General features: G+C 71.9%; 20 protein-coding genes and 3 tRNA genes. 9 read left to right on the forward strand and 14 right to left on the reverse strand.

The window, feature by feature from the left end; all coding sequences use genetic code 11:
• The first annotated feature begins 161 nt into the window (after positions 1 to 161).
• Complete coding sequence (locus tag AB0J24_RS22400) at positions 162 to 1253, forward strand: hypothetical protein (RefSeq protein WP_358684356.1); 1092 nt, start codon at positions 162 to 164, stop codon at positions 1251 to 1253.
• A 78-nt stretch (positions 1254 to 1331) separates the two neighbouring features.
• Here the strand turns inward: AB0J24_RS22400 and AB0J24_RS22405 are convergent, their stop codons facing one another.
• The 5 genes from AB0J24_RS22405 to AB0J24_RS22425 form a co-directional block, all read right to left on the reverse strand.
• Positions 1332 to 2168 (reverse strand): NAD(P)-dependent oxidoreductase, encoded by an 837-nt coding sequence (locus tag AB0J24_RS22405; RefSeq protein WP_358684358.1) that lies wholly within the window; start codon positions 2166 to 2168, stop codon positions 1332 to 1334.
• Positions 2169 to 2191: 23 nt separating this feature from the next.
• Positions 2192 to 3592 carry a 4-hydroxyphenylacetate 3-hydroxylase N-terminal domain-containing protein gene (locus tag AB0J24_RS22410; protein ID WP_358684360.1) on the reverse strand — a complete coding sequence of 467 codons (1401 nt, stop codon included), beginning with the start codon at positions 3590 to 3592 and terminating at the stop codon, positions 2192 to 2194.
• A 40-nt stretch (positions 3593 to 3632) separates the two neighbouring features.
• A complete protein-coding gene (locus AB0J24_RS22415; RefSeq protein ID WP_358684362.1) occupies positions 3633 to 5288 on the reverse strand; it encodes an AMP-binding protein in 1656 nt (551 codons plus the stop codon).
• A 216-nt stretch (positions 5289 to 5504) separates the two neighbouring features.
• Positions 5505 to 5909 (reverse strand): nuclear transport factor 2 family protein, encoded by a 405-nt coding sequence (locus tag AB0J24_RS22420; RefSeq protein ID WP_358684364.1) that lies wholly within the window; start codon positions 5907 to 5909, stop codon positions 5505 to 5507.
• A gap of 25 nt (positions 5910 to 5934) precedes the next feature.
• Positions 5935 to 7128, reverse strand: a complete 1194-nt coding sequence (locus AB0J24_RS22425; protein WP_358684366.1) for an acyl-CoA dehydrogenase family protein — start codon at positions 7126 to 7128, stop codon at positions 5935 to 5937.
• A 338-nt stretch (positions 7129 to 7466) separates the two neighbouring features.
• Between AB0J24_RS22425 and AB0J24_RS22430 the strand changes: the two genes are divergently transcribed.
• Positions 7467 to 10178 carry a LuxR C-terminal-related transcriptional regulator gene (locus AB0J24_RS22430; protein ID WP_358684368.1) on the forward strand — a complete coding sequence of 904 codons (2712 nt, stop codon included), beginning with the start codon at positions 7467 to 7469 and terminating at the stop codon, positions 10176 to 10178.
• A gap of 294 nt (positions 10179 to 10472) precedes the next feature.
• Here the strand turns inward: AB0J24_RS22430 and AB0J24_RS22435 are convergent.
• From AB0J24_RS22435 to AB0J24_RS22455, 5 genes are all read right to left on the reverse strand, one after another.
• Positions 10473 to 10546: transfer RNA gene (locus AB0J24_RS22435), tRNA-Phe, on the reverse strand.
• A 36-nt stretch (positions 10547 to 10582) separates the two neighbouring features.
• Positions 10583 to 10656 (reverse strand) — tRNA-Asp (locus tag AB0J24_RS22440).
• A gap of 15 nt (positions 10657 to 10671) precedes the next feature.
• Positions 10672 to 10744 (reverse strand) — tRNA-Glu (locus AB0J24_RS22445).
• 139 nt (positions 10745 to 10883) lie between these two features.
• The gene (locus tag AB0J24_RS22450; protein ID WP_358684370.1) at positions 10884 to 11102 is read right to left on the reverse strand and encodes a hypothetical protein; all 219 of its coding nucleotides are present in this window, start codon (positions 11100 to 11102) and stop codon (positions 10884 to 10886) included.
• A 205-nt stretch (positions 11103 to 11307) separates the two neighbouring features.
• Positions 11308 to 12564 carry a GDSL-type esterase/lipase family protein gene (locus AB0J24_RS22455; RefSeq protein ID WP_358684372.1) on the reverse strand — a complete coding sequence of 419 codons (1257 nt, stop codon included), beginning with the start codon at positions 12562 to 12564 and terminating at the stop codon, positions 11308 to 11310.
• 275 nt (positions 12565 to 12839) lie between these two features.
• Here AB0J24_RS22455 and AB0J24_RS22460 point away from each other — a divergent pair, with 275 nt between their 5' ends.
• From AB0J24_RS22460 to AB0J24_RS22470, 3 genes are all read left to right on the forward strand, one after another.
• On the forward strand, positions 12840 to 14741 hold the full coding sequence (locus AB0J24_RS22460) for a propionyl-CoA synthetase (RefSeq protein ID WP_358684374.1): 1902 nt from the start codon (positions 12840 to 12842) through the stop codon (positions 14739 to 14741).
• Positions 14742 to 14886: 145 nt separating this feature from the next.
• On the forward strand, positions 14887 to 15183 hold the full coding sequence (locus AB0J24_RS22465; protein ID WP_358684376.1) for a hypothetical protein: 297 nt from the start codon (positions 14887 to 14889) through the stop codon (positions 15181 to 15183).
• A 79-nt stretch (positions 15184 to 15262) separates the two neighbouring features.
• A complete protein-coding gene (locus AB0J24_RS22470) occupies positions 15263 to 15454 on the forward strand; it encodes a ferredoxin (protein WP_344024545.1) in 192 nt (63 codons plus the stop codon).
• A 51-nt stretch (positions 15455 to 15505) separates the two neighbouring features.
• Here AB0J24_RS22470 and AB0J24_RS22475 read toward each other — a convergent pair whose 3' ends face one another.
• The 4 genes from AB0J24_RS22475 to AB0J24_RS22490 are packed head-to-tail and all read right to left on the reverse strand — an operon-like array spanning position 15506 to position 19860.
• A complete protein-coding gene (locus AB0J24_RS22475; protein ID WP_358684378.1) occupies positions 15506 to 16135 on the reverse strand; it encodes a response regulator transcription factor in 630 nt (209 codons plus the stop codon).
• Positions 16132 to 17337 (reverse strand): histidine kinase, encoded by a 1206-nt coding sequence (locus AB0J24_RS22480; RefSeq protein ID WP_358684380.1) that lies wholly within the window; start codon positions 17335 to 17337, stop codon positions 16132 to 16134. The genes AB0J24_RS22475 and AB0J24_RS22480 overlap by 4 nt, the downstream gene beginning before the upstream one ends.
• 30 nt (positions 17338 to 17367) lie before the next feature.
• Positions 17368 to 17721: a cupin domain-containing protein gene (locus AB0J24_RS22485; RefSeq protein ID WP_358684382.1), complete on the reverse strand. Its 354-nt coding sequence runs from the start codon at positions 17719 to 17721 to the stop codon at positions 17368 to 17370.
• Between the two features lie 18 nt (positions 17722 to 17739).
• Positions 17740 to 19860 carry a molybdopterin-dependent oxidoreductase gene (locus tag AB0J24_RS22490; RefSeq protein WP_358684384.1) on the reverse strand — a complete coding sequence of 707 codons (2121 nt, stop codon included), beginning with the start codon at positions 19858 to 19860 and terminating at the stop codon, positions 17740 to 17742.
• Positions 19861 to 20068: 208 nt separating this feature from the next.
• On the opposite strand from AB0J24_RS22490, the gene AB0J24_RS22495 reads away from it, so the two are divergent.
• Genes AB0J24_RS22495 through AB0J24_RS22510 form a run of 4 tightly spaced genes read left to right on the forward strand, consistent with a single transcriptional unit; the run spans position 20069 to position 23774 of the window.
• A complete protein-coding gene (locus AB0J24_RS22495; protein ID WP_358684386.1) occupies positions 20069 to 21325 on the forward strand; it encodes an FAD-dependent oxidoreductase in 1257 nt (418 codons plus the stop codon).
• A 13-nt stretch (positions 21326 to 21338) separates the two neighbouring features.
• Positions 21339 to 21650: a ferredoxin gene (gene fdxA / locus AB0J24_RS22500; protein ID WP_358684432.1), complete on the forward strand. Its 312-nt coding sequence runs from the start codon at positions 21339 to 21341 to the stop codon at positions 21648 to 21650.
• Between the two features lie 7 nt (positions 21651 to 21657).
• Positions 21658 to 22113, forward strand: coding sequence for a CBS domain-containing protein (locus AB0J24_RS22505; protein ID WP_358684388.1), 456 nt, complete (start codon positions 21658 to 21660; stop codon positions 22111 to 22113).
• Positions 22114 to 22157: 44 nt separating this feature from the next.
• Positions 22158 to 23774, forward strand: coding sequence for an acyl--CoA ligase family protein (locus AB0J24_RS22510; RefSeq protein ID WP_358684390.1), 1617 nt, complete (start codon positions 22158 to 22160; stop codon positions 23772 to 23774).
• Positions 23775 to 23811 lie beyond the last annotated feature (37 nt).

Raw genomic sequence — 23811 nt, forward strand, 5'->3', positions numbered from 1 at the left:
GGTGCGGCCGCCGGCGCGCCTCCGACCCGGGTCGCCGCCCCGGCCGGAGGGGTGTTCCTCGTCGACCGACACCGCGTGCGTCGGCCGGTGAACGGGGCGCACCGCGCGCACCGTGGTCACCGCGGTGACGTTCACGCCGACAGTCGGTGCAGGATGGTCGGGTGAGGACCGTCTTCAGCGGTGAGCTCCATGTCAGTCACGGGCAGTTCTATCTCGGAACGGGCACCACTGCGGTCGACGGTGGGACGATGCGCGACTGCTTCGCGGGCCAGCGCAACGGATTGTGCGGAGCCGCGGAGCCGGGCCGACTGTTCCTGATCACCGGACTGCACACCGGACGCGTGCCGGTCACCGTCGAGCATCACGACATCGCCCCGCCCGTTCCCGGGTTCCCCGATGTGGTCGAGGTGTCGTTCACCGTCGCGCGAGGTCCCGTCGAGCTGTCCAGCACCGACGACCGTGCCGACCTCGCGCTCGCACCGGACTTCTACCGTCTCCGCTACTCCGCGGCCGGGATGGACGAGGCCCGCGCCATGGACTGCCGCGTCGGCGACGACCCCGCCCCCGACCGATACCTGCTGCAGCTCTGGCCCGCACCGATCGAACCCGACCGGGTCGTCCGTTCGACCAGCGAGATCGCCGGCTACTGGCATTCCTACGCCGCCGGTCTGCCTGCGCCGGCACGCACTCCCGACCGACACGTCCGCGACCTCGCCGACGACCCGGAGCATGCCCGACTGCGACGCCTCGAGCAGAACCTGCTGTGGGCCGGGCAGCAACCTGCCGGCCCGCTCGGGACCGTGGAGCTCGCCCGCACCCTCGTGCAGCTCGACCGAGGACTGGCCGAACACCTCGTGGCACTCCCCGCCCCGGAGCAGCGCGATCTTGCGCTGTGGCTCGCGCGCCGCACCGTCGCCGACACCGGGCTCGACCGGATCGACTGGATCAGCGCTGTCCTGCCCGATCTCGGCCGCGCGGAGCTGCCCGCAGTGTTGCGGGCCGAGAGCACCGCGCTGCACGCCCTCGGCGCCGCACCGGATGCGCCCCGCACCGTCGTCACATCGCCCGACGAGCACCGCGTTCCACTGCTGGCCCAGGCCGCCGCCCTCTCCGCTCTCGCGGCGTCGGTGGTGCCCGACCCGACCGTCGCACTGCTGGAGAGCGTCCACCACGCCGTCTGCGCTGCCGGCGCCGAGACCTGCCGAACCCTGCTGGACGACCTCCGGGCCGCCACCGGAGCACCCGGCCGGTGAGCCTCGTCCGCACCACGCCGACCGACCGGTCGTGGGCTCCGCGGCGGAAACGCAGGTCCACGACCACACACCACGGGGTCATCTGCTCAGTTCGTCGACGAAGAAGTCGAGTTCCGGGTCCTCACCGCCTCCGTAGCGGCTGAAGTCGCTGATCCCGGTCTCACGCAGGATCTCGACGTCGAGGAGCGTCTGACCGGTTCGCTCGGGCGGCAGGGACAACACCGCGATCGCCGCATCGGCCATGATCTCGGGGCTGCGGGAACGCTGGACGGTCTCGCTGCCACCCAGCAGGTTCTGCACGGCGGCGGTCTTGATCGCGGTCTCCGGCCACAGACAGTTGGCGGTGATGCCCGCCTCGGCGAACTCGGCGGCCCAGCCCAGCGTCAGGATCGTCATCCCGAACTTCGACAACGCATACGCCGGGAACCGGCCCAGCCAGTGCGGCGCCGTCGTGATCGGCGGCGACAGGCTCAGCACCCGCGGCCGACCGGATTTCCGCAGGTGCGGCAGCGCGGCCTTGAACAGCAGGAACGTGCCGCGGGAGTTGATCTGCTGCATCAGGTCGTAGCGCTTGACGCTGAGCTCCTCGGTACCGCTCAGGTTCAGCGCCGAGGCGTTGTTCACCACGATGTCGATCCCGCCGAACCGCTCGACGGCCTGCCGTGCGGCGCGCTCGACGTCGTCCTCGACCCGGACGTCACCCACCACGGCCAGTGCCCGGCCACCCGCCTGCTCGACCTGTTCGACGGCGGTGTGCACCGTGCCGGGCAGCCGTGGATCGGGCCGGTCGGTCTTGGCGAGGATGACGACGTTCGCGCCTCGCCTTCCCGCCGCCGTGGCGATGGCCAGCCCGATGCCCCGGCTCCCTCCCGACATCAGGACGGTCTGCCCGGCGAGGGCGTCGGGGTGATCCATGTCGTTCCTCCTGTCGTGGCCGTTCACAGACCGGCCAGCCGCCGCACGTACCCGGTCGCCGCCGCCGGGTCGTAGGAGCGGGCGATCTGCATCTTCTCCGCCTCCAGCGAACCCTCGGCGTGGGTCGCCAGGACCGACTGGTAACCGCCGTAGTCCCGCGCGGTCAGATCACCGATGAAGTTCAGGATGCGCAACCGCTGCTCGGCCGGCACCGCGGCCGCGTAGTACTTCTCCAGCACGGCCCGGATCTGCGGATTCTCCCAGTCCTCGTGCCCCGGGCCGGTGGCCAGCAGCCCACCGGCGAGATCGACGAGGGTGGCCGTCGCCTCGTGGAAACCGTGCGCGAAGGTGTACTTGGCCATGTTCACCGCCAACGGATCGGGCAACCAGACACCCTGGGCCCCCTCACGGGCCCGCAGCGCCGACAGCTCCGCCAGCCCACGCACCGTCTCGGCCCACGCGATCAACCTGGCGATCTTGTCCCGGACATGACCCGCCCGCTCGATCCCGTTCGCCTCCGCGACCAGGTGCGCAGCACCCACGATGATGTCGAGCAGCGGAAGCTTGTAGTTGACGGCGGTGAACCGGTGGTAGTCGACGAACGCCAGCGCCAGCGGACCGGCGAGCTCCGGACGGCGTTCGAGGAACACCCGGTCCCGCGGCACCCGGACGTCGTCGAAGACGGTGAGCGACTCGAGCAGCTTGTGCTTCGACGACAGCGGGAAACTGAACGCGTCGCGCTCCCCCGCCGCATAGGGCGAGACGTAGAGGCTCAGCCCCGGCGTGTCGATCGGGACCGCGAACGACACCGCGTAGTCCAGGTCCGCGGGGCCCATCGCCCGCGTCGGCAGGACCACCAGCTCGTCGGCGTTCGCCGAGAACGAGGTGTGGGTCTTGGCGCCCCGCACAGTGATCGACTCGGCGTCGGAGTCGACCACCCGCAGATACAGGTCCGGGTCGGCCTGCTGTGACGGGCCGAGCGCCCGGTGCCCCTTCACATCGGTCTGGGCGACGGCCAGGGCCAGATCCTCGTCGAGGACCCGCCGGTAGAAGGCCCGCGCCGCCTCCAACCCCTCCCCGTCGCCGGCACGCAGCAACGCGAACAACGCGTCCGAACCGACCTCCTTCAGCACGATCGTGCCGGCCCCTCGACGGGAGACCTCCTCGATCAGCGCCCCACGCTCCCGGAGATCGGCCGGCGAGACCGGAAGGTGGTAGAAGGCCGAGTAGTCACCGACCGCGTCATCGGTACGCACCGCGAGGTCCGGGCGGTCCTGCGCGATCGAGTAGCACAGCGCCGAGTGGTCCACGGCCGGGCTGAGCTCCGGGTGGGTGACGACGTCGTCGACGGTCGCGCCGCGGTAGAAGACGCGGCGGCCGTCGCGCAGGCCGTCGCGGTACTGCACAGGAGTCCGAAGACCCATTGCTGATGTTCCTTCCCGATGGGGTTGGGGGCGGGTCCGGTCAGTCCCCGGTGCGCAGCCTGCGGCGCAGGATCTTCCCGCTGGCGGTCTTCGGGATCTCGTCGATGATCTCGACCTGTCGCGGGTACTTGTAGGCGGCCAGGCGCTCCCGGCTGAACGCGATGAGCTCATCGGGGGTGGCGTCGGCGGCCGCCCGGAGCGCGACGAACGCCTTGACCGTCTCCCCGCGGTAGGCGTCGGGGACCCCGACCACCGCGGCCTCGCGGACCGCCGGGTGCTCGTAGAGGACGTCCTCCACCTCCCGGGGCCAGATCTTGTAGCCACCGGCGTTGATCTGGTCCTTCTTGCGGTCGACGACGTAGAACCAACCCTCGGCGTCCATGTAGCCGACATCGCCGGTGTGCAGGGCTCCGCCCGGCAGCGCCTTCGCCGTCTCCTCCGGCTTGTTCCAGTACCCGGCCACCACCTGGGGCCCCGAGATCACGAGCTCGCCGACCTCACCCACCGCGACGTCGCGACCGTCCTCGTCGACGACCCGTACGACCGTGTCGTACACCGGGACCCCGACCGACAGCGCTCCCGAGCCCGGGTCGACGGGTGCGTCGCCACCGAACGGCACGGCGTGCGACGGGGACGTCGTCTCGGTCAGTCCGTAGATGTTGTGGACGTAGTGCCCGAAGGTGTCCCGGAACGCCTGCACCGAGCTCGGCGGGATCGGCGCCCCACCCGAGTACACCTTCGTCAGCGTCGCCAGCTTCGACCGGTCCGCGTTGGGCGCGTTCATCATGGCGATGAACACCGTGATCGAACCGACGGTGAAGGTGGCGCCCTCGGCCTCGGCGGTGTCGAGGGCGACCACCGGGTCCAGGCGGTACATCAGCACCAGCGGGGCACCGGTCAGCAGCGTGAGCGCGATGTGCCCGACCAGACCGGTGACGTGGAACAACGGGGCGATGCCCAGGACCACGTCCTGCGCGTCGATCCCGATCCAGTCCCGGTAGGTGTGCGCGTTGAACACCACGTTGCGGTGCGTGGTCATCGCGCCCTTCGGCGGCCCGGTGGTGCCCGAGGTGTAGGTCAGGAACGCGACGTCGTCCGGGGATGGTGTCACCGCCGGGGGCGCGGTGTCGCGGTAGCGGCCCAGGAAGGTCGACAGGTCCAGCGTTCCCGGGCACTCGATCCGCGCGACGCCGGTGAACACCGGGGCGCCCGGGTCACCGCACAGGTCCAGCTCGGAGGTGGTGAGCACGGTGCGGACCCCCGAGGCAGGTACCACTGCGGCCGCGACGTCGTGCCACAGCGACTGCAGGCACACCAGCACCGTGGCCCCGGAGTCGGCGAGCAGATCGGCCAGCTCCCGCTGCTTGTTCATCGGGTTGATCGAGACCGCGATCCCGCCGGCCTTCCACGTCCCGAGCTGCGCGATCACGAACTGGGGGATGTTCTGCGCGAAGATCGCGACCCGCTCGCCCTTGGCGAAGCCCTCGGCGACCAGCCCGGCCGCGAAGGCGTCGCTCAGCCGGTCCAGCTCGGCGAAACCGATCCGTCGGCCGAAATAGCGGATCGCGTCCTGCTCGGGCGAGCGCGCCACCGTCGCCCGGAACATGGTCAGGACGTCCCCGGGGAGCTCACCGGGCCGGTCCGGCCGGGTCGAGGTGTAGCGGCCGAGCCAGGGCCGTTCGTCGTAGGCACTCATCGTGTTTCCTCAGCGTCCTTCGGTCGTGGCACCGGCCGTGCAGGTGGCACGACGCCAGGGGGTCTGCCCGGTCGGGCTCAGTACTCGGTGACGCCCGCGTCGGGGGCCAACTCGTGCGCGGTCACGGCCCGCGATCCGTCGGAGCGCTCCTCGACGTGGTGCGGGCGGCCCGGCCGGCCCACCGTCGTCGACGGTGGGCCGGCCGGGCCGGGGTGATCAGACCAGACCGGTGGAGGCCCAGTACTCGGCGAAGGCCGGCGGGCAGATGTCGGTGCTGCGGGTGATCTTCCCGTCGACGAACTGGTGCGTGGTCAGCATCGTCACGTCGAGGATCTTGTCGCCGAACTTGCGGTAGACCCGGATCCAGGCGACGACCAGGCCCTCGGGGGTGGTCTCGGTGCGGGTCACCTCGTTGGCGAACTCGTCGACCTTGGCGAGCACGCCGAAGGCCTCGAGGAACTCGCTCTTGGAGTAGATCTGCTGGGTGCCGCTCAGGGTGAAACCGGCCCACGTCATGTCGTCGTGGAACAGCTCCACCAGTGGTGCGGCGTCCCCCTTGTCGGCGGCCGCGAAGGCGGCGGCCAGGTTGTCGGCGTCGGACGTTCCAGGCTTCTCGGACATGTCAGTTCTCCTTCGGATCGGGGGTTCAGGACGTGGTGTAACCGGTGAGGATCGGGCCGGCGGCCTCGACCAGGGTCATCGGTTCGACGAGCAGGTGCCGGGCGCCCACGGCGATGTCGCGCATGCAGCGTCCGAGGACGCTGGGGTTGCGGATGGAGGCGCTGCCGCCCCAGCCGTAGGCGAACGTCACGACGTCCTGGGCGACGCCCTGTACCCAGGTCGTGACCTGGCGCAGTCGCGCGCGGTGCTCGTCGTTCAGTGCGCCGGCAGCGGCCGCGGCCTCGGCGGTGGCGTGCGCGTCGTACACGTAGCACCGGGCGGCCTGGAGCGAGGCCTCGTGGGTCACGAACTCGCGACGGAACATCTCCGAGTCGCCGATCACCGACCGGTACCCCGGCCGGGTCTTCACCGCGGTGATCGCGGCGATCTCCTCGAGTGCACGCTGGGCGATACCCAGCGCGACCGGGGCGTGGCCGCCGACGCCGATCCCCAGCAGCCCGAGCTTGTAGACGCTCTCGTCGCGGACCGGCACGGTGGAGAAGGTGTCCATCGTCCGGTGCTCGGGCACGAACACGTCGGTGACCGCGTAGTCCTCGCTGCCGGTCGCGACCATCCCCATCACGTTCCAGCCACCGCGGAACTCGACCTCCGAGCGCGGCACGAACGCGACCCGGCAGACCGGCTGACCGTCGGCCCCGACCTCGGGGGTGCCGTCGTCACCCTGGACGACGAACCCCGCTCCGATCCAGGAGGCGTGGCCGGATCCGCTGGCGAAGCCGTAGACGCCGTTCACCCGGTAGCCGCCCTCGACCCGCACGCCCTTGCCGGTCGGCAGGATCATCCCGGCGGTGATGCCCTTGTCCGGCCCCGCGAAGATCTCACGGGCCCCGCTGTCCGGTAGGTAACCTGCGGCGACCGCCATGCTGAAGGCGTTCGCCATCACGGCCCAGCCGGTCGAGCCGTCGCTGCGCGACAACTCCTCGATGACCTTCAGCGAGTCGACGATGCCGAGTCCGCCGCCACCCCACTCGCTCGGCACGAGCATCCAGAAGATCCCGGTCTCGGCGAGCGCGTCGATGACGGGCTTGGAGATGGCACGGTCGGCCTCCATCCCGTCGGCCTCGGCGTTGATCAGTGGGGCGAGTCCGCGGGCAGCCGCGATGTAGCGCGCACCGTCACCGCTCGTGTCGGCCGTGCGGTGGGAGAGGGTCTCTGTCATGAGCGTCTGACCTCCATTGGTCGGATCGGTTCACCGAAGACGTCGGCGGATGCGGCACTCCCGGCGCCGGCCGCAGGTTCTGGTGGTGACGCACCGCGGGGCCGATGGACCCCGTGTGTCTCGGAGCACAGTGCCGTCCACGCCGTGGCACGCAGCAGCGGACTACCCCGCACGTCGGCAGATCGGGTGTCCGGGCCCGCGCACGAGCCTCTGACCAGGCCCTGTCCCGGCCCCCTGATGAGAGGGTCCGGATCCGGCGCCGCCGTGCGGCCCCCGGGGGCCGGGCACGCGGGGCCCGATGGGGGGTCCGAGGTCGGCGTCGACCACGTGGGGAAGCCGTGTTAGACCTGCGGTGGAGCGTCGACGACGACGAGCTGGGAGGCCGCACCGTGGACACCGAGACCTGGCTGGACATCCGGACCCGGCACGCTGCCGGCGCGGCGATCAAGGCCATCGCGCGGGAGAAGGGCATCTCCCGCAACACGGTCCGTCGCGCGTTGCAGTCCGACGCCCCGCCGAACCGGTCCTCCGCGGCGGCCCGCCGGAGCGGTGCGGACGACGTCACCGCCGAGATCCAGGCACTGCTCGCCGTCGAACCCGGGTTGTCCGCGCCCGAGATCGCCCGCCGGATCGGTTGGCCGCATTCGCTGACGGCGCTCAAGGAACGGGTCCGCGCGGCCCGGTCCCGGCCCACCCCGGCAGTGGTCAGGCCCCCTGACCCCGGCGCCCGGACGGCGAGCGAGCTCACGTCGTTCGTCGGTCGCGACCGGGAACTCGCCGAGATCCGCCTCGCGGTCCGCAGTCACCGGCTCGTCACCCTCGTCGGGCCGGGGGGTGTGGGCAAGTCCCGGCTGGCCCGGCGGGTCGCCGCCGAGGCGACGGCCGCCTTCGCCGACGGTGTGCGCACCATCGAGCTGGCCCCGCTGCGCGACCCGGAGCTGGTCCCGCAGGCGCTGCTCGACGGGTTCGGCATCTCGACCGGGGAGACCACCCCGGCATCGGCGCTGCAGTCGCTCGTCGAGCATCTCCAGCACCGCGCCGTCCTGCTCGTGCTCGACGACACCGAACACCTCCTGGACGCACTCGCCGGGATCCTGCACCCGCTGCTGCGGGCCGCACCGTCCCTGCGGGTGCTGATCACGACCCGGCAGGCCGTCGGGATGTCGGGTGAACACGTGCTGCCGATCGCACCGCTGGCGGTCCCGGAGACGGTCCCGGCCAGCGCCGCGGAGGCCCTCCGCCATCCCGCGGTCGCGCTGTTCGCCGACCGCGCCGCCTCGGTGCTGTCCGGGTTCGCGCTCGACCCGACGACTCTCCCGGACGTCGTCGAGCTGTGCCGACGGCTCGACGGGATCCCGCTCGCGATGGAGCTCGCCGCGGTGCGGCTACGGGTGCTCTCCCTGCGTCAGCTGCTGTCCCGGCTCGCCGATCGGTTCACCGTGCTCACCGGGGGTGACCGGGCGGGCCCCGCCCGGCACCGCACACTGCTCGCGACGGTCACCTGGAGCCACGAGCTGTGCACCACGACCGAACGCGTCCTCTGGAGCCACGCCACCGTCTTCCCCGGCTCGTTCGACCTGGACGCACTGGAGGCCGTCTGCGCCCGGGACGCCACGTTCCCCGAGGGCGTGGCACCCACCGAGCTGCTCGACGCGGTGTCCGGACTGACGAGCAAGTCGATCCTGATCCGCGACGAGGACGATCAGGACGGCCACGTCCGGTTCCGCATGCTGGAGACCATCCGCGAGTTCGGCCGCGAGAGACTGCCCGAGGCGGCCGCCCGGACGCTCACCGCGCGGCATCTCGCCTACCGCCTCGCCGTGCACGAACAGCTCGACGACGAGTGGTACGGCCCCGACCAGGCCCGGTGGGTACGTCGGATGAAGATCGAGCAGGCCGACCTGCGGTCGGCGCTGACCCACGCGCTGGCACCCGGTGGCGACCCGGTCGCCGCCCTGCGCCTGGTCGGCCGGCCGTGGTTCCAGTGGTCGGTGGCGTTGTCGATGACCGAGCACCGCCGCTGGCTGACCCGGGCGCTCGCCGCGGCACCGCTACCGGGGCCGGAGCGGGCGACCGCGCTGGCGACCGCCGCGTTCGTGGCGTCGCTGCAGGGCGACCACCCGGCAGCCGAGGGCCTCGTCAAGGAGGCACTCACCCTCGCCGAGGACACGGGCGATCCGCTGCGCGTCGCGCACGCCCGGCACGCCGCCGGTCTGACGGCCTTCTTCAGTGACGACTTCACCGCCGCGACCCGGTTGTTCGACGAGGCCGAGGGCCTCTACCGCGCTGCCGGTGCCGCCTCGGGCGTCCTGTTCGCCTCCCTCGACGTCCAGGTCGGGCTGCTCCGCATCTCGTGCGGTGATCTCGACGCCGCCCGGGACCGGCTCGTCGACGTCCACGAACGCTCCTGCGCCGCCGGGGACAGCTGGATCCGCTCCTACGCCCTCGACGCGCTCGGCTTCATCGCCCTGCTGAGCCACGACGTCGACCGCGCACGCCGCCTCGCCCAGGAGGCGCTACGGGCCACCTCGCGTTTCGACGACACGATCGGCCTGTCCCTGGCTCTCGACCTCGCCGCCTGGACCGCCGCCGCGGACGGCCGCTACGAACGCTGTGCGGTGCTCCTCGGCGCGGCGTCGTCGCGCTGGGGCTCCTTCGGCAACCAGCTCTACGGCTCCCCCGACTGGCAGGCCCGCCGGCAGGGTTACGAGCAGCAGGCCCGCGAGACCCTCGGCGACCCGATCTTCGAGACCGCCTTCCAGCACGGGGCCTCCACCAACGCCAGGGACATCCTCGACTACGCGCTCGCCCATGCACCCGATCCGCTGCACTCCGCCGAGGAGTACCTCACCCCGCGCGAGTACGAGATCGCCGGCCTCGTCGCGCGGGGCATGACCAACCGCGAGATCGCCGAGCGGCTGGTCCTCTCGCACCGAACGGTGGAAGGGCACATCAGCCGCGCGCTGACCAAGCTCGGGTTCGCACGACGCAGCCAGCTCGCGGCCTGGATGGAACGGACACGCACGCGAACGTCGACGCCCCCGACGTGAGACCCCCTACGACAAGGACCGTTCGCCGGACGGTCCCGCTCATCGCCTCCGCCGACGCAGCTGCGCGAGCCTGCCACGCGACCTCGGGGCCGCCTTCGACGTCGTCCAGGAGTTCGGCGGCAAGACGACAGGCGCCTGGCCCTCGGCGGTCATGCGTACGCACCGTCGGGACGGTCGCGGGGCCCGGGCGCTGCGCCAGGAGCAGTTCGAACGGCCAGCGCGTTGCTGCGGCAACTGCTACAGCTGAGCGATGTCGCGCGAGCCAGGCTGGAAGAATCGCCTGGTGGGAAGGTGTGGCCAGGGGCGGGGTCGAACCGCCGACCTTCCGCTTTTCAGGCGGACGCTCGTACCAACTGAGCTACCTGGCCCCGGCCCCCGGTGAACCGGGGATCCTGAGAGTGGAGCGACCCAGACGGGACTCGAACCCGCGACCTTCGCCGTGACAGGGCGACGCGCTAACCAACTGCGCCACTGGGCCTTACTGGTGTAACCGTACCCCCAACGGGATTCGAACCCGCGCTGCCGCCTTGAAAGGGCGGAGTCCTAGGCCGCTAGACGATGGGGGCTTGGACGACCGGCGAGGCTCGTCCTTCCCTCAACGGCTGTCCGTTGGGAGCGGTGAAACCATACGACATCGCTCCGGAGCCCCCTGCAGGCACCCCCCTCGTTCCACCGTCGTGGCCGGTCAGGGCCCGCCCGGGAAGCTCAGCGGGCGACCGGCGGTGGCTGGTCGGGGTTCGAGGAGATCAACCCGAGCATGTCGAGGAGCTCGCGGAGGTCACCGGAGTCGGCGGAGTTCTTCGCCACGACGAGCCGGGCCTTCTGGACCTGGTCGTCGGACACCTTGAACGCGTCGGCCGCGTTCCGTGGGGCCGGGATGGACCCGGTCTCCTCGTCGGTACTGCGCTTCGCACCGATGCTCATGACGCCTCCCCGTAGGCAGTCAGGGCGTCCCGTGTCCCTGGCACACCCCCGGGTTCGGTCCGTGGGTCGCGCCGCGGTGCCGGGTCTCGCCGGTACCGCCACGTGCTGTGGCCGTGACCAAGACGTTACCGATCGTGCGGGGGCCCTGCACGCCCCTTCCCGGGTGACGGGACGGTCACCGCGCGCGGTGGCCCGGCGACGAGGTTCAGCCGGACGCCGAGGCGAGGCACGGCGCCCCGGACAGCGCGCTGATCGGCACCGCATCCGCCAGCGCCCGGTATCCGGCCGGAGAGGGGTGCAGACCGTCCCCGGAGTCGTACTCCGGCCGCAACCGCGTCGGGTCACCCGGATCGGCGAGTACCGCGGCCGCGTCGATCACCCCGTCGGCCCAGCCCGGGCCGTCGGCGCGGATCCGTTCGTTGACCCGGTCCCGGGCCGCGACGACGGCCTCGACGTCCCTGCCGCCACTCGTCGACGGCGGGATCGTGGTGAGGAACACTCTCAGCCCGGTGGCCCGCCCCCGGTCGGCGAAGGCCCGCAGGCCCGTCACGAGTTCGTCCGCACCTGCTCCGGCCGCGAGGTCGTTGGTGCCGATCAACAGGATCACGTCGCGGACCCCGGCGAGCGGCGCGACGTCGACGTCGAACCGGGTCGCCGGAGCGTCCCCACCGGCGGGCGGGTCGTCCTGCAACAGCCGGTTGCGGGACAGGCCCGCGTTGAGCACCGTCGTCGTCTCCTGCTCCGCGACCAACCGGGCGGCGAGACCGTCGGGGAACCGGTCGTCACCGTTCGGGGTGCTCCCGACACCGTCGACCAGCGAGTCGCCGATCACGAGCACCCCGCCGGTCGGTCGGGGGGCCAGCACGTCGAGCCCGGAGAGCACCGGCCACGACTGCAGCGTGGTACCGAAGTCGTCCGCCCCCGGCTCGGTCGTGCGGTCCCCCGGCCCGGACAGCCACGTGGTGCGCATCGCGACCGGATGGGAGCTGATGGTCGCCGGTACGTCCGTCAGGTACAGGCTCACGGTCAGCGGGACGCCCCGCTCGACGGGAACCGGCAGCGGGTCGGTCAGCACGTCCGTGCCGGGGTCCATACCGACGTCGGGGCGACCCCCGATGAGCAGCGGCCGGGGATCCGTGGTCGCGGCACCGGTCTCCGCCCGGCCGACGGTGACGGATCCGACGTGCAGCGGGCCGTCACCGTGCCGGTTGGACAGCCGCAGCCGCAGCCCGTCCCCGGATGCCTGCGGGCGCACGACCATCCGCAGCGTCCGGCCGGCGAGCTGGTCACCGGGCACCGCCTGCTGCGCCGCGTGCCACCCGGCCACCCAGCCGGGGCCGCACTCCGCCGCGCCCGCGGGGGCCGGCAGGGCCCGCCCGCAGCCGGCGGCCACCGACCCGGCGAGCAGGAGCGCCAGCACCGCGAGCGCAGCCGGGATGTGCCAACGACCGTCACGCCGCACGCGCGTCCGCCTCCGTCCCTCCCCGGCCCCGCCGATGAACCCGGCCGGGTCCCGCACGCGCTGTGTCGACCGACCACCCGATCACGTTACGTAGGTTGCCGGTCACTCTACGACGACCGGCCGAACGGGAACGCCGAGCGGACTCTCCGTTCGGGTGGGCGCCCGCGACACCCGGATGCGCGAGGCTGCAGGCTGTCGGGGACACCTCCTAGTGTCCTGTCCATCGACGGCGGCCGGTGCGGGCCGCCGGGAGCAACAGAGGGAGGGCGGGTCGCGTGGCCGGCTACGAGGAGATCTTCCGTTCGAGCGTCGAGGACCGTGAGCGCTTCTGGCTCCGCGCGGCGGAGGCGCTCGACTGGCACGTCGCACCCGCCACCGCGCTCGACGACTCCAACCCGCCCTTCTACCGCTGGTTCCCCGACGGTGAACTGAACGTCGCACACAACGCGCTCGACCGGCACGTCGACGCCGGGAACGGCGACCGCACCGCGCTCGTGTACGACTCCCCGGTCACCGGCAGCCGGCGCACCTACACCTACGCGCAGCTGCGCGACGAGGTCGCGACGTTCGCGGGCGTGCTGCGCGGGCTGGGCGTCGACCGTGGCGACCGGGTCGTGATCTACATGCCGATGGTCCCCGAGGCGGCGATCGCCATGCTGGCCTGCGCCCGGCTCGGCGCGGTGCACTCGGTCGTCTTCGGCGGGTTCGCCGCCAAGGAGCTCGCGGTCCGGATCGACGACGCGGGTCCGAAGGTCGTGGTCTCGGCGTCCTGCGGGATCGAGGGCAAGCGGGTCATCGAGTACAAGCCGCTGCTGGACAAGGCGATCGAGCTGTCGGACCGCAAGCCCGAGGCCACCGTGATCCTGCAGCGCGAGCAGGCCACCGCGCAGCTGGGCCCGATCGACGTCGACTGGGCGGAGGCCACCGCGAAGGCCCGCGCCGACGGGCGGGCCGCTGATCCGGTGCCGGTCCGCAGCACCGACCCGCTCTACGTGCTCTACACCTCCGGCACCACCGGCAAGCCCAAGGGCGTCGTGCGCGACTCCGGCGGTTACGCCACCGCACTGGCCTGGTCGATGCCCAACATCTACGACGTCGACGCCGGGGAGACGATCTTCACCGCGTCCGACGTGGGCTGGGTCGTCGGCCACTCCTACATCGTCTACGGGCCGCTGCTCGCGGGCGCCACGACCGTCCTCTACGAGGGCAAGCCGGTGGGCACACCGGACGCCGGGCAGTTCTGGCGGGTCGTCGCGGAGAACCGGGTGAAGTCCCTGTTCACCGCGCCGACCGCGTTCCGGGCGATCAAGAAGGAGGATCCGGACGGGGCCTTCCTCGCCGAGCACGACGTCTCGTCGCTGCGCTACCTGTTCCTCGCCGGGGAGCGCCTCGACCCGGAGACCTACCGGTGGGCCTCGAACCTGCTGGGCATCCCGGTGATCGACCACTGGTGGCAGACCGAGACCGGCTGGCCGATCGCGGCGAACCCGGCGGGCATCGAGCTGCTCGACATCAAGCCCGGCTCGCCGACCCGGCCGATGCCGGGCTGGGACGTGCAGGTGCTCGACGAGACGGGCAGGCCCGTGGAGCCCGGCGTCGACGGCGCGATCGTCGCGAAGCTGCCGCTGCCGCCCGGCGCGTTCCCCACCCTGTGGAACGACGACGACCGCTACGTGAACTCCTACATGAAGGCGTTCGAGGGCTACTACCTGACCGGCGACGGCGGGCACCTCGACGCCGACGGATACGTCTTCGTGATGGGCCGCACCGACGACGTGATCAACGTGGCCGGGCACCGGCTGTCCACCGGCGGGATGGAGGAGGTGCTCGCCTCGCACGCCGACGTCGCCGAGTGCGCGGTGATCGGCGTCGCGGACACCATGAAGGGCCAGATCCCCCGCGGGTTCGTCGTGCTCAAGTCCGGCGTCGACGCCGAGGCCGAGGGATACGAGGAGCGGCTGCGCGCCGAGCTGGTCCAGCTGGTCCGCGACCAGATCGGGGCCGTCGCCTCCCTGAAGGACGTCGCGATCGTCCCGGCCCTGCCCAAGACCCGGTCCGGGAAGATCCTCCGCAAGACGATGCGCGGCATCGCCGACGGCACCGACGAGCCGGTTCCCTCGACCATCGACGACGCGTCGGTCCTCGACACGATCCGCCCGATCCTCCGCAGGGAGTGACACCGTTCAGGTGGTCCACGCGGGCCTTCCTTGACCTCCCGGGGCCGGGCCGGTAACGGCCCGGCCCGGTCGGCCGATCACCTGACGACGGCCGCATCGCTCCCCCGCATCCCCGCGCGGTCGTCGACCGACGTGGAGGATCGTCATGGACGGCACCCGCCTCCGGCTCGCCGCGCTGGCCGGCCCGCTCACCATCGGCGTCGTCCTCGGGGTCGCCGCCCTGATGGAGTCCCCCGCGGACCGACCGGCCGACCCCGCCCCGGAGTCCGCCGACACCCTGCCCGCCACCACCGCGGCGACCGCTGTGAGCGCTCCCGCGGTGCTCGGTCTCCCGCACACCACGCCGCCTGCGGCCCCCGTGCGGGAGGCCAGCGCCAACCCGCCACCCGCCCCCGCCCCGGCCCCGGTGCCCGAACCCGCCCACACCGCGGCCGGGCACTGAGCGGGTCAGGGAAGCATAACCGCAGGTCAGGGCATCCTCAGTCGTGCATGCGAGGGCCTGCGGGGGCACCATGGAGGCCATGAAGGTCATCGTGGATTTCGACCGCTGCGAGAGCAACGCGGTGTGCATGGGCGTCGCCCCCGAGGTGTTCGAGGTGCGGGACGACGACTACCTCTACATCCTCGACGAGAACCCGGCCGAGGCGTTGCGGCCGCAGGTCGAGGAGGCGGCACGCAGCTGCCCGAAGGCAGCCATCACCGTCGAGGGCTGAGCCCGCCCGGCCCGGTCCCGGGTACGAGCCCGCGGGACGGGTGCGCTCCGGTCAGATGAGCTGGAGCCTCCTCGCCTGCACGATCGCCTGGACCCGGGTGTGCGCGCCGAGCTTCTCCATCAGTGACTGGGTGTAGGAGCGGACGGTGTTGACCGACAGGTGCAACTCGGTGGCGACGTCACGCGTGGTCAGCCCCATCGCCATGAGCCGCAGCACCTCCATCTCGCGCGGCCGCACGCCGACCGGCGGTCCGGCGTCGAGCAGCGAGCTGGCCCGTTCCAGGGCGGCGGCAACGCTGTCGTCGATCACGACACCGCCGCGGACGACCTCCCGTAGCGCCCCGGCGAGGTCGAGATCTGGCGAGCCCTTCAGCAGGATCCCGCTGACCCCGATGGCCAGGCAGGTCTGCAGCACACCGGGATCGTCGAACGCGGTGAGCATCACGATCCTGAGACCGGGACGGGCGTCGAGCAGGATCCGGGCGACCTGCGCGCCGTCCATGTCACCGAGCCGGACGTCGAGCAGCACGACGTCCGGGCACAGCTCCTCGACCGCGCGCACCGTCTCCCGGCCCGAGTGGCCGGTGCCGACCACCTCGAACCCGGGGTCGCGGCCGAGGACCGTGCTGATCCCGGTGACGATCAGCGGATGGTCGTCGGCGACCAGGACGCGGGTGCTCACGCGGCCACCGACCCGAGCGGGAGGCTGGCCAGCAACCCCGCTCCGCCGTCCTCGCCGCTGCGCAGGCTGAGCTCGCCGCCCGCCGCTCGGACACGCTGGTGCAGTCCGGGAAGCCCGAGGCTGCGGGCCTTGCCCGGCAACGGGATGACCGTGGGGACGACGGTGAGACCGCAGCCGTCGTCCTGGACCAGCACGGCGACGTCGAGCGGCCGGTAGGTCAGGGTCACCGACACCGTGGACGCCCTGGCATGGCGTTCGACGTTGTGCAGCCCTTCCCGGACCACCGCGACGATCGTGTCGTCGACCAGGTCGCTGGTCTCCACCGGTGTCCCCAGGACGATGGTCTCGGCCGGGATGCCGGAACGCCGGGAGAACGCCGCGACGTCCCGGCGCACGGTGACCGGCAGGGCCTCCCCCGGCGGGATCAGCGTGTGCATGGCCTGCCGCAGGACCGCCGAGGCCTTCGCGGCCTCGTGTTCGATCTGTCTCGCGGCGCCGGTCAGCCCGGTCGTGTCCAGTTCCCCGGCATCGGCCCGTTCACGCAGGTCCTGGGCCGTGAGGCTGATCGCGAACAGCATCTGCCCGGCCGTGTCGTGCAGATGCTGGGCGATCCGGGCCCGCTCCTGCGCGACGGCGATCTCGCCGGCCCTGGCCGCGGTCACGGCGGTGACCATCAGCGGGGCGAGGGAGGCGGCGAACTCCCACAGCAGCTCCGGGACCCGCGCGTCGAACGGCTGGTCGGCGCGCCGTCCGACGAACAGGCAACCCAGCGTCGCCCCGCCGAACCCGACCGGGCAGGCCACGACCCGGCGCACCCCGGACCGGGCGGCGACCCGGAGCAGCGGATCGTCACGCACCCCGTCCAGGAGCGCCTGGTCGATCCGGGTCGCGGGGGTGTCCTCCATCGCCTCCGGTCCGTCCGGGCCGAGCCGGACGACCGGGGTGTCGTCCAGTTCGACGGCCAGCCATCCCAGGCCCTCCCCGCGCCGGGTGTGCGGGATGGTGGCGGGCACCGTCATCCCCGTCGCGGAGGCCACCGTCAGCTGGTCGGGGTGCTCGCAGACCGCCACCGCGGCGACGTCCTCGCCGACCAGCCCGTGCAGCTGCCGGCAGGCCCGGAGGACGAGCGCGTCGAGATCGACGAGTCCGGCCAGGCCACGGGCGGCAGCGACCAGCTCGCGGACGTCGTCGATCGACTTCACCGTGTAGCACATGTCAGCGGGCCGGGCCGGTCATCGGCCGCTGACCACGAACAGCTTCCGGAACGGCTCGCGGACCGTCCACGTCGACTCGGTGCCCTTCACGAACGAGGCGATGTCACCGGCCTTCAGCGTGACGACGGAACCGTCGGCGAGCTCGATGTCCACCACCCCGTCCAGCGCGTGGATGGTCTCGTCCGCGGTGAACGGGTACGGGAAGCGGCGCGGCTCGCTACGCCACAGGCCGACGGCGAGGGTGGTGCCCTCGGCGCCGCCGTTGCGGATCCAGTGGACCTCGCCGATCGGTTCGCCACCGACCAGGAAGGGCTCGTAGTCGACGGCCTCGGTGCTGGACGCGTGATGGGTGGTCGACGGTGCTGCGGTCATGGGGGTCTCCTCGAGTCGTCAGGCGGGGCGGACGTCGACCGACGCCGCCGAGTAACGGGGGCCACGGCCCAGGTCGTTGAGGTCACCGGAGACGAGTGCGGCCACGGTGGAGTCACCGTTGCGCCAGAACCCGTACGGGGCCACGGCCACGCCGGGCAGCACTCCGTCGTCCACCCGGACGACGGCACGGAACGCGCCCAGATCGTTGAAGACCTCGGCCACGGCGCCGGCGACCAGCCCCCGGCGCTGCGCCTCCTCGGGGTGCAGGGTCACGTGCTGGCCCTGTTCGGAGCTGAGCTGACGATCCATGTTGGCGTACTGCGAGCTCAGGAAGGCGTGTCCGCGCGGAGTGATCATCTTGAGCGGGTGGCGCGGGTCGGGCACCTCCGGGACGTGGTCGGGGACCGGCGGGCTCGCGGTGTCGCCCTGCAGCTCGGTGTAGCCCTGCCGGAAGACCGGGACCACGCTGTCGGTGTCCCCGGTGAGCGCGAACTCGACCTTCGTCGAGGGGGTGCCGAACCCGCCGTCGGCGAACGGGGCCTCGTCCGGGCCGGGCAGCGCCAACCGCGCCCAGCCGGTCTTGCACAGACCCTCCAGGGTGATCCCGTCCATCACCGGGGCCTCCCAGTCGAGACACTCGCGGGCCAGCTCCTCGTCGGTCATGCGGAACCAGGGGTCGTCGTCGAAACCCATGCCTGCGGCGAGCCTGCGGAACATCTCGACGTTCGACACGGCCTCGCCCAGCGGCTCGATGGCCGGGTTGTTCACCGACACGTAGAGATGACCCCACGAGAACATCACGTCGAAGTGCTCGAGGATCGTGGTGGCCGGCAGCACGATGTCGGCGTAGCGCGCGGTGTCGGTCAGGAAGTGGTCGCTGACCACGGTGAACAGGTCGTCGCGGCAGAGGCCGGCGATGGTCTTGTTCTGCTCCGGGACGGTGATCACGGGGTTGGCGTTGCACACCATCAGCCCCATGACCGGCGGGTCGAGCTCCAGCTCCCCGGTCAGGGCGCGGCCCAGCTGAAGGGCGTTGATCGTGCGCGTGCCGGGCCGGATGAGGTCGGTGCGCGAGAGCCGGTCGAAGTTCACCGGGAACGAGAACAGGGTGAGCTCGTGGGTGCCACCACCGGGGTAGCGCCAGGCGCCGACCAGCGCGGGAAGGCTGAAGATCGCGCGGAACGCCTGCCCGCCCTGGGGGTGGTTCTCGACCGCGGTGCCGACGCGCAGCGCCGCCGGCTGGGTGGTGGCGTACTCGCGGGCCAGGGTCCGGACGTCGTCGGCGGGGATACCGGTGATCGCCTCGACGCGTTCGGGCGGGAACTCGGCGGCCTTCGCCGCGAGTTCGGCGAAACCGGTCGTGTGCGCGTCGATGTAGTCCTGGTCCTGGAGCCCCTCGGCGATGATCACGTTCATCATGCCGAGGGCCAGCGCGCCGTCGGTGCCGGGCCTGATCCGGATGTGCCAGTCCGCCTGCTTCGCGGTGCGGCTGCGGTAGGGGTCGATCACCACCAGCTTCGCGCCCGCCTTGCGGGCCTGGGTCACGAACGGCCACAGGTGCAGGTGGGAGGTGAGCATGTTGTGGCCCCACACCACGATGTAGCGGGCGTGGACGATGCCCTCGGGGTCGGTGACCGCAGGCCCGACGGTCCGCAGGTACGCCGATCCACGGGTCGAGGTGCAGAAGGTGCGCTCGGTGATCGAGGCGCCGAGCCGGTGCATGAACGGGTCCATGACCGTGAGCCCGTTGAGGATGCCCTGGTTGCCGAGATAGCTGGTCGGCATGATCGCTTCGCCGCCGAACTCGGCCGCGATGGAGGTGAACCGGGAACAGATCTCGGCGACGGCCTCGTCCCAGCTGATCCGTTCGAACTCACCGGAGCCCTTCGGTCCGGTTCGGCGGAGCGGATAGAGCAGGCGGTCCGGGTGATACGCACGCTTCTCGTAGTCGTTCACCTTCGCGCACAGGCCGCCTCGGGTGAACGGGTGCTCCGGGTCACCCCGGACGCCGGTGACAGTGTCCCCCTCGACGGTCACCAGGATCGCGCAGGTGTCGGGGCAGTCGTGCGCGCAGGCGGCGCGCACGATCCGCTTCTCCGACACGTCCTCCATCGGGATTTCCGGGGTGGTGGTGGTCATGTGCGGCGTCTCCTCGGGTCAGTTCGTGAGGACGACGCTAAAGCCCGGATCGACCCGGAAGCCACCTGCAAATGCAGGATACCCGTCAATTCCGGTTACGCCATTGTTTCGGCGATATTGCATTGCCGGAATGCGCATTTGCAGGTGTCTGCCGGGGGTGTCGACCGGGCACCGTCCCCTCGTCCCCGCCCACCACGAGGGAGGCCCCGTGCCCCATGTAGCCGTCGTCGGTGCAGGCCCCTCCGGGCTGTTCGCCACCGCCGAGCTGCGCCGCCGCCGACCCGACGTGCCCGTCGACGTCCTCGACCGGCTGCCCACCCCGTTCGGTCTCGTCCGCTACGGGGTCGCGCCCGACCACCACCGCATCAAGTCGGTCACCGCGACCCTCGCGGCCGTCTTCGCCGACGAGCGCGTGCGGTTCCTCGGCAACGTCGGGCTCGGATCCGACGTCACCGTCGCCGAGCTGCGCCGCAGCTACGACGCCGTCGTCGTCGCCACCGGCAGCGGAGCAGCCCGCGACCTCGGGATCCCCGGTGAGGGCCTGCCCGGCAGCATCACCGCAGCCGATCTCGTGGCCTGGTACAACGGCCACCCCGACGCGGTGCCGGTGCTGTCCTGGCCACGGCCGGCGACGGTCGCCGTCGTGGGCGCGGGCAACGTCGCACTCGACGTCGCACGCGTCCTGCTGAAGTCCGGGACCGGGCTCGACGACACCGACATCCCCGATCCGGTCCGCGCCGGTCTCGACGCCCACCCGGTGCACGCCGTGCACGTCGTGGCCCGCCGCGGGCATCACGACGTGCGGTTCTCGCTGGGGGAGCTGCTCGCGTTCGACGACCTGCCCGGCGTCGTCCCGGTCGTCGACCCGGCCGGCCTGACCGATGATCCACCGCCCGGCCACGCAGCGCGGGCCCGCCATGCGGTGTTCCGGCGGTGGGCCGAGAACTCCCCCGGCCCGGGCGATCGTGTCCTGCGGTTCCACGTCCACCGCAGCCCGGTCGCCGTCCTCGGGAGCACCCGTGTCACCGGGATCCGGCTGGCGGACCCGACCACGGGAACGGCGTCCGTTCTCGACGTCGACGCGGTGGTCCGCGCGATCGGCTACCGCGGCACACCGATCCCCGGCCTGCCGTTCGACCCGGAGCGGGCCACGGTCCCGCACGAGTCCGGACGCGTCGAGCCCGGTCTCTACGTCACCGGCTGGCTCAAGCGCGGCCCGTCCGGGGTGATCGGCACGAACAAGGCGTGCGCCGTGGAGAGCGTGGGATCGCTGCTCGACGATCTCGACGATCTGCCTGCCGCCGCACCGTCGGCGAGGAAGGCGCTCACCGCTGCACACGAGGTCGTCGACTGGGCCGGGTGGACCCGCATCGACCGCGCGGAGATCGCGCTGGGACGCCGTCGCGGCCGCGCCCGCACCAAGATCACCGACACCGCCGAGCTGCTCGCCCATGCCCGCCACTGATGAGGAGACCGTCGTGCCCTACGTCATCACCGACGCCTGCCTGGACGTCATGGACCGCACGTGCGTGGCGCAGTGCCCGGTCGACTGCATCCAGGAGGGCGAGCGGATGCTCTACATCGACCCGGACGGCTGCATCGACTGCGGCGCCTGCGAACCGGTCTGCCCGCAGGAGGCCATCCATCTCGCCGCCGCGCTGCCGGCCGAACTGCAGCACTTCGAGGCGGTCAACGCCCAGTTCCACACGGCGACCGACTACGGTCCCGCGGGTCCCGGGCGGGCGGCCGGTGTCGACCACCCGGTCGTCGCGGCCCTGCCCCGGCGATGAGCCGGCCATGACCGGCCTCCGGTTGGCATCTCGGGCGCGGGTGGCGGACGCGATGGTCCGCCACCCGAAGACCTGCCCGCCCGGCACCACCGTGGCGCAGGCCCGGCACCTCCTGCGCGACGACCACGTGCACGCCCTGCTGGTGGTGGACGGCGACCACCTGCTCACCGTGATCGAGCGGGCCGACCTGACCGGCCCGCCCGACGCCTGCGCCGGCGGGACGCTGCTCCGGCGGACCGTGGGCCCGGGCGCCGATCTCGACCGCACCCGGGTCGAGATGGTCGCGACGGGCAGGCGCAGGCTCGCCGTCGTCACACCGGACCTGCGGCTGCTCGGGCTGCTGTGCCTCAAGCGGTCGCGGAGCGGGTTCTGTTCCGATGCCGGCGTGAACGCCCGGGCCGCCGAGCGGCGCGGGACCGGAGCGCCCGGCGCGGGCCGGCTCGGCGACGGCGCACACCGCTGATCAGCGGATGCGTCACCGGACAGACACGGGTGAGGATGTCGGTCATGGTCGACGACGTCTGGTACACCCCCCTCACACCGCTCGCCTTCCTCGGCCGGTCCGCGGACGTCTTCGCGGACCGGACCGCGATCGTCTACGGCGAGCGCCGTCACACCTACGCCGAGTTCGCGGCGGAGGCGACACGGGTGGCGCACGGGCTGCGCGCGTCCGGTGTCGGGCCGGGTGACCGGGTGGCCTACCTGCTGCCCAACGTGCCGGAGATGCTGGTGGCGCACTTCGCGGTGCCGCTGGCCGGCGCGGTCCTGGTCGCGATCAACACGCGGCTGTCCACCGAGGAGGTCCGCTACATCCTCGACCACTCGGGCGCGACCGTGCTGGTCGTCGACAACGTGCTCTACGAGACGGTGCGGCCGGTCGCCGACGAGCTGCGGACGGTCCGCGAGATCGTCACGGTCACCGACCCGGCCGCCCCGGGTGACGGAGTCGGCTCCGGCCTCTCCTACGCCGACCTGCTGGCCCGCGGGGCCGACGATCCGCTGCCCTGGGCGGTCGACGACGAGCGGGCCACCATCACGATCAACTACACGTCCGGGACGACCGGCAACCCCAAGGGCGTCGAGTACCACCACCGCGGCGCGTACCTGAACTCCTTCGGCGAGATCGTGCACTCCTCGCACTCCGCGGACACCGTCTACCTGTGGACGCTGCCGATGTTCCACTGCAACGGGTGGTGCACCCCGTGGGCGGTGACCTCGATCGGCGGCACCCACGTCTGCCTGCGCGAGGTCCGCGGCGACACCATCTGGCGGCTGATCACCGAGCACGGCGTGACCCACCTCAACGGGGCGCCCACCGTCGTCACGACGATCATGAACGCGCCGGAGGCGGTCACCCTCGACTACCCGCTGGTGGTGACGACGGCCGGCGCCCCGCCGTCACCGACGACGATCCTGCAGATGGAGCGGATGGGCTTCCGGATCGTGCACGTCTACGGCCTGACCGAGACCTACGGGCCGTACACGGTCAACCAGTACCAGCGCGACTGGGACGCGCTCGACGGCGAGCAGCGGGCCCGGCTGCAGGCGCGCCAGGGCGTCGGAATGGTCTGCGCGGACCGGGTCCGGGTGGTCGACGAGCAGATGAACGACGTCCCCCGCGACGGCGCGACGATGGGCGAGATCGTCATGCGCGGCAACAACGTCATGAAGGGCTACTACCTCGACCCGGAGAAGACGGCGGAGGCCTTCGCGGGCGGCTGGTTCCACTCCGGCGACCTGGGCGTCGTGCACCCCGACGGCTACGTCGATCTGCGCGACCGCGCCAAGGACGTGGTGATCTCCGGTGGCGAGAACATCTCGACCGTGGAGGTCGAGCAGGCGATCGTCTCCCACGACGCCGTCCTGGAGACGGCCGTGGTCGGTGTCCCGGACGAGAAGTGGGGCGAGGTCTGCAAGGCGTTCGTCGTGCTCAAGCCGGGCCGCAGCGCGGAGCCGGCCGAGCTCGTCGAGCACGTGCGCTCCCGGATCGCCCGGTACAAGGCACCCAAGCACGTCGACATCGTCGACGAGCTGCCCAAGACCTCCACCGGCAAGGTGCAGAAGTTCGAGCTGCGCGAGAAGGAGTCGGCCGCCCGCGGCGGCAGCTCGCGCATCCAGGGATAGGTCACGTTCGTTCGAATCGGAACGGTCAAGCGGTTAG

Source organism: Pseudonocardia sp. NPDC049635 (genome assembly GCF_040659795.1).
In the GTDB taxonomy this organism is placed as follows: Bacteria; Actinomycetota; Actinomycetes; order Mycobacteriales; family Pseudonocardiaceae; genus Pseudonocardia.

What these genes read in the sequence shown, in the direction of transcription:
- AB0J24_RS22485 (WP_358684382.1), bottom strand. Translation starts at nt 17,721, where the DNA reads ATGACCGCAGCACCGTCGACCACCCATCACGCGTCCAGCACCGAGGCC.
- AB0J24_RS22490 (WP_358684384.1), bottom strand. Translation starts at nt 19,860, where the DNA reads ATGACCACCACCACCCCGGAAATCCCGATGGAGGACGTGTCGGAGAAG.
- AB0J24_RS22505 (WP_358684388.1), top strand. Translation starts at nt 21,658, where the DNA reads ATGACCGGCCTCCGGTTGGCATCTCGGGCGCGGGTGGCGGACGCGATG.
- AB0J24_RS22510 (WP_358684390.1), top strand. Translation starts at nt 22,158, where the DNA reads ATGGTCGACGACGTCTGGTACACCCCCCTCACACCGCTCGCCTTCCTC.
- AB0J24_RS22405 (WP_358684358.1), bottom strand. Translation starts at nt 2,168, where the DNA reads ATGGATCACCCCGACGCCCTCGCCGGGCAGACCGTCCTGATGTCGGGA.
- AB0J24_RS22420 (WP_358684364.1), bottom strand. Translation starts at nt 5,909, where the DNA reads ATGTCCGAGAAGCCTGGAACGTCCGACGCCGACAACCTGGCCGCCGCC.
- AB0J24_RS22425 (WP_358684366.1), bottom strand. Translation starts at nt 7,128, where the DNA reads ATGACAGAGACCCTCTCCCACCGCACGGCCGACACGAGCGGTGACGGT.
- AB0J24_RS22465 (WP_358684376.1), top strand. Translation starts at nt 14,887, where the DNA reads ATGGACGGCACCCGCCTCCGGCTCGCCGCGCTGGCCGGCCCGCTCACC.
- AB0J24_RS22415 (WP_358684362.1), bottom strand. Translation starts at nt 5,288, where the DNA reads ATGAGTGCCTACGACGAACGGCCCTGGCTCGGCCGCTACACCTCGACC.
- AB0J24_RS22470 (WP_344024545.1), top strand. Translation starts at nt 15,263, where the DNA reads ATGAAGGTCATCGTGGATTTCGACCGCTGCGAGAGCAACGCGGTGTGC.
- AB0J24_RS22410 (WP_358684360.1), bottom strand. Translation starts at nt 3,592, where the DNA reads ATGGGTCTTCGGACTCCTGTGCAGTACCGCGACGGCCTGCGCGACGGC.
- AB0J24_RS22450 (WP_358684370.1), bottom strand. Translation starts at nt 11,102, where the DNA reads ATGAGCATCGGTGCGAAGCGCAGTACCGACGAGGAGACCGGGTCCATC.